Annotated in this window: 6 protein-coding genes and 1 tRNA gene; 6 read left to right on the top strand and 1 reads right to left on the bottom strand. The window is 70.1% G+C overall.

The window, feature by feature from the left end; translation table 11 throughout:
* The first annotated feature begins 241 nt into the window (after positions 1–241).
* Positions 242–904 carry a GPP34 family phosphoprotein gene (locus AB0N03_RS44960; RefSeq protein WP_364386318.1) on the top strand — a complete coding sequence of 221 codons (663 nt, stop codon included), beginning with the start codon at positions 242–244 and terminating at the stop codon, positions 902–904.
* A gap of 72 nt (positions 905–976) precedes the next feature.
* Here the strand turns inward: AB0N03_RS44960 and AB0N03_RS44955 are convergent, their stop codons facing one another.
* Positions 977–2,038, bottom strand: coding sequence for an LLM class flavin-dependent oxidoreductase (locus AB0N03_RS44955; RefSeq protein ID WP_364386316.1), 1,062 nt, complete (start codon positions 2,036–2,038; stop codon positions 977–979).
* 236 nt (positions 2,039–2,274) lie between these two features.
* Between AB0N03_RS44955 and AB0N03_RS44950 the strand changes: the two genes are divergently transcribed.
* From AB0N03_RS44950 to AB0N03_RS44930, 5 genes are all read left to right on the top strand, one after another.
* Positions 2,275–3,234 carry a hypothetical protein gene (locus AB0N03_RS44950; protein ID WP_364386314.1) on the top strand — a complete coding sequence of 320 codons (960 nt, stop codon included), beginning with the start codon at positions 2,275–2,277 and terminating at the stop codon, positions 3,232–3,234.
* Between the two features lie 26 nt (positions 3,235–3,260).
* Entirely contained in the window at positions 3,261–4,340 is a 1,080-nt protein-coding gene (locus AB0N03_RS44945; RefSeq protein WP_364386313.1) for a hypothetical protein, read from the top strand.
* Complete coding sequence (locus tag AB0N03_RS44940; protein ID WP_364386311.1) at positions 4,340–5,422, top strand: FAD-dependent oxidoreductase; 1,083 nt, start codon at positions 4,340–4,342, stop codon at positions 5,420–5,422. The genes AB0N03_RS44945 and AB0N03_RS44940 overlap by 1 nt, the downstream gene beginning before the upstream one ends.
* A 62-nt stretch (positions 5,423–5,484) precedes the next feature.
* Positions 5,485–5,563: transfer RNA gene (locus AB0N03_RS44935), tRNA-Trp, on the top strand.
* Between the two features lie 57 nt (positions 5,564–5,620).
* Entirely contained in the window at positions 5,621–6,490 is an 870-nt protein-coding gene (locus AB0N03_RS44930; protein WP_364386309.1) for an alpha/beta fold hydrolase, read from the top strand.
* The last annotated feature ends 18 nt before the right edge of the window (positions 6,491–6,508 follow it).

Here is a 6,508-nt window from a genome sequence, read left to right as displayed (position 1 = left end):
TGGTCCTGCTTCCGCCGCCGACGACAACACCAAGCCCGCCTCAGCCATTACAAACGACGCGGCTACCCACTCACCTGAATGCCGTTGCAGTACTAAGCCGCGTTGCTCCGCACGCCGGAACAACTAAGGTTGTGAGCCGACAACCTTCCGTCACCGACTGTCAACCTTTGGCCGTTTTTGGGTGGGGGTCAGGTCCGTCAAGATCGAGTCGTACGCAATGCCACAGAAACGGGTGACGACCATGACCGAGACGCCGACCGCCGTCCACTACCGCGCCTACCTGCTCGCTTACGACCTCGAGAAGGAAGACCTGTACGACCGCACCCGCACGGCGTTCCTGACCCGCGCCGGCGTGCTGACGGAGCTGGCGCTGCGCGGCAACATCGCCGATGACGACGGCGACGCCGTGCTGGTCAAGCCGGACCCGACGGGCGACCCGGTGCTCGACCGGCTGCTGGCCCAGATCGGCAACGAGAAGCGCAGCTGGAAGTCGTGGCTGCGCCACGACTACAAGGAGACCCTCGACCAGATCGAGGAGCAGCTCGTGGAGCAGAAGCTGCTGACGGTCCAGGAGAAGAAGGTCCTGGGCGTCGTGCCGAAGACCCACGTGACGGCCACCGACCCGGCCCTGGCCAAGGCGCTGCAGGAGCACGCGGTCGAGGTGCTGCACGGCTCGACCCCGGCCGCCCAGGTCGGCGCGGACGACGCCGCGCTCGTCGCGCTCGCCGCCGCCGGAACGGTGCCGAGCGTCGTCACGCGCAAGGAGAGCAAGGGCGAGTACAAGGACCGGATCGAGGAGCTGACCGACCGCGTCGGCGAGGTCGCCCCGGGCCTGGAGAAGGCCCTGCGCGGCATCCGGCTGACGATGATCGCCGCCCAGGGCGGCCTCGGCTTCAGCGGCTGACCCCGTGGTGACGGAAGGACCCGGTGGCCGCTCGGCCGCCGGGTCCTTCCGCTTCTTCACCCCTGGGAGGGGTCATCCGAGCGCGGGCAGCACCTTGTCCGCGAACAGGTTCAGCGTGCGGGACATCGTTTCGTACGACTGGCCGCCGAAGTCGAGGTTCCACAGGATGACGTCCGGGCCGAGCACGTCGCGGACCTCTTCGATCCGGCCCAGCACCGTGTCCGGCGAGCCGACGACGGCCTTGGATTCCAGGCCGTCGGTCTCCAGGTCGAAGCTGGCCATCTGGCGCGCCATCGCCGTGTAGCCCTCGTACGCGGGCGATTCGACGTTGTGCCAGGACAGGATCGCTTCCTTGAAGGCGTTGAACGACTTCACCATGAACGGCACGGCCAGGTCGCGCGCCTCCTCGTCGGTGTCGGCGATCAGCAGCGGGATGCTCACGGCGAACTTCGGCTCGCGGCCCGAGTCGCCGTGCTCCTCCATGAAGGCGTTGCGGTACAGCTCGACGTACTCGCGCTTGCGGGCCATCTCGTTCAGCTGGGTCGAGCTGATGAGCAGGTTGAAGCCCTTGCGGCCGGTCCAGTCGAAGCTGGCCGGGGTCGCCAGCGCGGCCACCCACACCGGCGGGCCGGGCTGCTGCACCGGCGCGGGCAGCGAATTCGCGTTCTCGTATTCGAAGAACGGCGTTTTCTCGGTGACGTCCTTTTCGTTCCACAGCCGGACGACGGCCTCGATCGTGGCGAGGAACCGCTCGCGGCTGGTGTCCATGTCGACGCCGAAGGCCTCGAACTCGTACGGCAGGAAGGCCCGCGCGAAGCCGACGTCCAGACGTCCGCCGCTCATCACGTCGACCTGCGCGGCGTGCGCGGCGATCTGGATGGGGTGGTGGAACGAGGCCTGGATGCCGCCGGTCATCAGGCGGATGGACCGGGTGCGCGCGGCCACGGCCGACAGGAAGGCCAGCGGGCTGGGGGAATATCCGCCGTAGGAGCGCAGGTAGTGCTCGGTCATCTTGACGTAGTTCAGGCCGAGCTGATCGGCGAGCACACTGACCTGCAGCACATCCTGGAAGTACTGCGAGGCGGTCGTGGTCTCCGGGTCGCAGTCCGGCAACAGCGAGACGCCATACTCCACGTTCTGATACCTCCGGCGAATAGGGTGACGAGCCTGGATGGGCCGGCTGCCACCTTTTTCCCACCCGCTGTAATCGCGATAGCCGCCTTAGCAAGCCAATCCTGGGGGAACTCTTAAAGAGTCCCGCGCCCGGAGCTGAGGTTTTGCCTAGAGACCCCATGCTAGCCGGGATTCCCGTGTGAGGGGATGCGTAGCGTCGCGGAAGCCGCGTCAGACACGTTCGTTAGGGGAATTCGGTGACTCTGGGGTATCTCTTCGGCGCGAACATCTCCGATCCCGACCCGGAACACGGCGCGAAGCTCTACGAGGCGTACCCGGCCATGCGCCGCTCCTACGAGCAGGTGCGCGACTGGACCGGCCTCGAACCCCGCGCCCTGCTGCGCGGTGAGTTCGAGCCGCGGGGCGACCACGACCGCTTCAGCCTCGCCGGCATCCGGCTGGCCGCGCTGGCCTTCGGCATCCACGACGTGCTCGCCGAGTCCGACATCCACCCGGGCGTCGCCGGCGGCATCAGCCTCGGCGGCCTGATCGCGAGCTCCGTCGCGGGCGCGGTCGACCGCCGTACCCTGTTCGACCTGCTGGTGCGCGAGGCCAAGACGCCGCTGCCCGACCCGGCGCCCCCGGCGCAGGGCGCGGCCATCGCCTTCCTCCCGGTGACCGAGGACCCGACTTTCTACTACGGCGCCCGGCGCCCCGGGGTGTTCCTCGGCGGCGACTTCGGCGTGCTCTCGGACGGCACCGCCCGGCTGCTCATGCTCAGCGGCACGGCCGAGGCGCTGGCCGAGCTCGTCGCGCAGAGCCCGCCCGGCATGATCAGCGTCATCGACGGCCAGCCGTTCGCCGTGCATTCCCCGCTGCGCCAGTACGCGACCGACTTCATGGCGCCCGCGGTCGCCGCGATGGCGGTCGCCGACCCGCGGATCCCGGTGTGCTCGTTCCTCGAGGAGCGCGCGCTGACGACGGCCGACGAAGTCCGCGATCTGTTTCAGCGCAACAAGACCACCACGATGAGCCTGCCGCACGTGTGCGCCGGGATGAAGGACCGGGGTGTCCGGCTCGCCTTCGTCCTCGGCCCGACGCTGCCGGTCGGCGTGCTCGACTTCCCGTTCCCCGTCGTGCGCATCACCGAGCCGCACCACGTCACCGAAGCCATGACCGCGATCTACGACCACGCCGTCGACCTGGTCGCCCCCTGATCGGCATGCAGAACAAGGAGAAAACCGTGAGCACCCGCACGCACGAACGTGCCAGCCTGACCGGCCACTGGTTGTCCCTCGACCTCGACGCGTGGACGAGGCACGTGGTGCGGCGGCACTTCAACCCGGAGCTCGGCAGCCCGTACTGGCTCAAGCGGGCGACCGAGCTGTCGTTCGACCCGATGGACATCACCCGGTACGACCAGCTCGCCGAGTTCGGCCCGTTCCCGCCCGGCGACCTGCGCGGCATCGACCCCGGCGACCTGGTGCCGCGCACCGTGCCCCGGCCGCTGATCGGGCGCGTGTGGGAGTCCGGCGGCACCACCGGCGACCCCGTGCGCGTGTTCTACACCGAAGACATGATGACCCACCGCGTCGAATGGCGGCACTGGTCGTACCTGTTCGACGGCTACCAGGCCGGTCGCACCTGGCTGCAGGCGACGCCGAGCGGGCCGCACCAGATCGGCAACGGCGCGATCGAGCTGTCCGAGCAGCTGGCCGGGCTCGTGTACGGCATCGACATGGACCCGCGGTGGATCAAGCAGCTCATCCGCGCCGGCAAGATGAAGGAGCTGGGGGAGTACACCGACCACGTGCTCGCGCAGATCGTCGACATCCTGCGCTCGCAGCACGTCCACTACCTCAACACCACGCCCGCGCTGCTGCAGAAGCTGATCGCGCGGCAGCCGGAGCTGGTCGCGGCGCTCGACGGCGTGCGCCTCGGCGGCACGCACATGAGCCCGCGGATGTACCAGGACTTCGTCAAGGCCCTCGACGGCGGGCTCGTGCGTTCGGGCTACGGCAACACCTTCGGCAACGCGGTGAGCCTGCACCCGGAGGACGGCGGCGCGATCCTTCCCTACGCGCCGACGTACCCGCAGGTGACGATGTCCGTCGTGGACCCGGCAGACTTCCGCACCACCGTCGACAAGGGACAGTCCGGGCAGCTGAAGCTGACCGTGCTGCACGAAGACCTCTTCCTGCCCAACCTGCTGGAGCGCGACGAGGCGACCCGCTACGACACCAAGGGCGAGTGGCCGGTCGACGGCGTCTTCAACGTGCGCCCGCTGCAGGTCAGCCAGGCCGCTCCGGAAGGGCTCTACTGATGCCGCCGAAGGTGGTCGTCGTCGGCGCCGGGGTCATCGGCGCCTCGGTGGCCTACCACCTCGCCCGGCGCGGTGCCCGCGTGCACTGCGTCGACCGCGCGGACCGGGCCGCCTCGGGCACCACGGAGATCGGGTTCGCCACCGCGACGGCCTACCGGCGCTTTCCGAAGTCTTACTTCGAGCTGAACCAGGCGGGCATCGCCGAGCACGCGGCGCTGGCCGGGGAGTTCGCGCCCGCGCCCTGGTGGCACCGCACCGGGACGGTCGCCTGGACCGACGACGAGTCATTCGCCGGCTACCTCGCGCAGCTCGACGAGTGGGGCTGCCCGGTCGACCGGTACGCCGGTCCCGACGCGGCCCGGGCGCTCGGCTCGTCGGTCGCCTTCCCCGCCACGGGCACGGTCGCCGTGCTGCCGGCCGAGGGCTGGATCGACGCGGTCGCGTTCACCCGGCACCTGCTCGACCAGGCCGTCTCCCTCGGCGCCACGCTGGAACTCGGCGCCGAAGTGACGTCGGTGTCGCGCGACGGCGTCGGGCTGGCGGACGGCCGCCGGCTCGAGGCCGAGGTCGTGGTCAACGCCGCCGGCTCGGCCGCGGACGAGATCGGCGCGCTGGCCGGTGCGCGTCCGTTCCTCGGCCCGCCGCGGCGCAGCCTGATCGCGCACCTGCTGGTCGACGGCGACCCGCTGCCGTACATCCTGCGCGCCCCCGAGGTCAGCCTCCGCCCGGACGGGCCCGGGCGGGTGGTCCTGCGCTCGGACCGCGTCGACCGCGGACTGCCCCCGCGCTCGGGCGCGCCGGACCCGGAGTTCGTGAAGGACCTCCTGGATCGCGCGGCGAAGGTGGTGCCGTTGCTGGGCACCGCGACCGTGCGGACGGCCGACGTCGTGGACGCGCGTTGTGCGCATGACGAACTGCCGAGCGTCGGCCCGCTGTCGGCCGTGCCGGGGTACTACGAGGCCGTCGCGAGTGCCGGGGTCACGCTGGGGCCGCTGTTCGGGCGTGCGCTGGCCGGCCGCATCGTCGACGGCGTGGGCGACGAGCTCGTGGACGTCTTCAGCCCGGACCGCCTCACCGGCTGACAAGCTAGGTGGTTCCCCAAAAAATCCGCCGCATAATGATCTCGCACCGGAAAGCGGTGCGAAGGGGTGTAGCTCTCAATTGGCCAGAGCAGCGGTTTCCAACACCGACGGTTGCAGGTTCGAGTCCTGCCGCCCCTGCCACGAACACCAGTGCCACCGGTTCCGGCCGGGCCCGCCGAACCGTTGGGAGTGACCGAGGTGACCATCTGGACCGAGCTGCTCGGCAGCCAGACCCACGTCCTCGGCGAGAAGTACCGGACGCGCGTCATCGAGGCCGGCGACGGCGAACCGCTGGTGCTGCTGCACGGCGTCGGCGGGCACGCCGAGGCCTACGCGCGCAACGTGAGCCGGCTCGGCCGGCACTACCGCACGATGGCGATGGACCTGCTGTGGCACGGCTACTCCGCCAAGCCCGAGTTCACCCACGACGCCGTCGGCACCTACGTCGAGCAGGTGCTCGACCTGCTGGACTCCCAAGGCATCGAGCGCGCGCACTTCGAAGGCGAGTCGCTCGGCGGGTGGGTCGCACTGACCCTGGCGCTGGAGCACCCCGAGCGCGTCGGGAAGCTCGTGCTCAACACCACCGCCGGCATCAAGTGGGCACCGGGCTCGGTCGACGAGCGCCCCGCCGAAGGGCGTGAGGCCCTGCGTACCCGTTCGCTGGCCGCCATCGAGAACCCGACCTCCGAGACCATCCGTACCCGGCTCGAGTGGCTGATGGCCACCCCCGAACGGGTTACCGACGAGCTGGTCGAGGTGCGCCGCCGGATCTACGCCGAGCCCGCGACCAACGCCGCGTTGCGCACGGTGTTCGAGAACTCCTTCGGCTTCGGCTCCGGGCCGAACCGGAAGATCTCCGAAGACCGGCTGGCGACGGTGAGCGTGCCGACGCTGGTGCTGTGGTCGGACCACAACCCCGGCAGCGGGCCCGACGTGGGCCGCCGGATCGCGAAACTCATCCCGGGCGCGGCCTTCCACTGCGTCGCCGACGCCGCGCACTGGCCGCAGTGGGAGCAGCCCGAGGAACACGACCGCGTGGTCCTCGGCTTCCTGGGCCGTGCGGAGTGACCAGCAGGAGGACGGACC

Source organism: Amycolatopsis sp. NPDC051061 (genome assembly GCF_040682935.1).
In the GTDB taxonomy this organism is placed as follows: domain Bacteria; phylum Actinomycetota; class Actinomycetes; order Mycobacteriales; family Pseudonocardiaceae; genus Amycolatopsis.
This window is presented reverse-complemented; position numbering and strand designations above follow the sequence as displayed.

Coding starts and splice junctions, on each gene's coding strand:
- AB0N03_RS44960 (WP_364386318.1), top strand. CDS start 242: ATGACCGAGACGCCGACCGCCGTCCACTACCGCGCCTACCTGCTCGCT.
- AB0N03_RS44940 (WP_364386311.1), top strand. CDS start 4,340: ATGCCGCCGAAGGTGGTCGTCGTCGGCGCCGGGGTCATCGGCGCCTCG.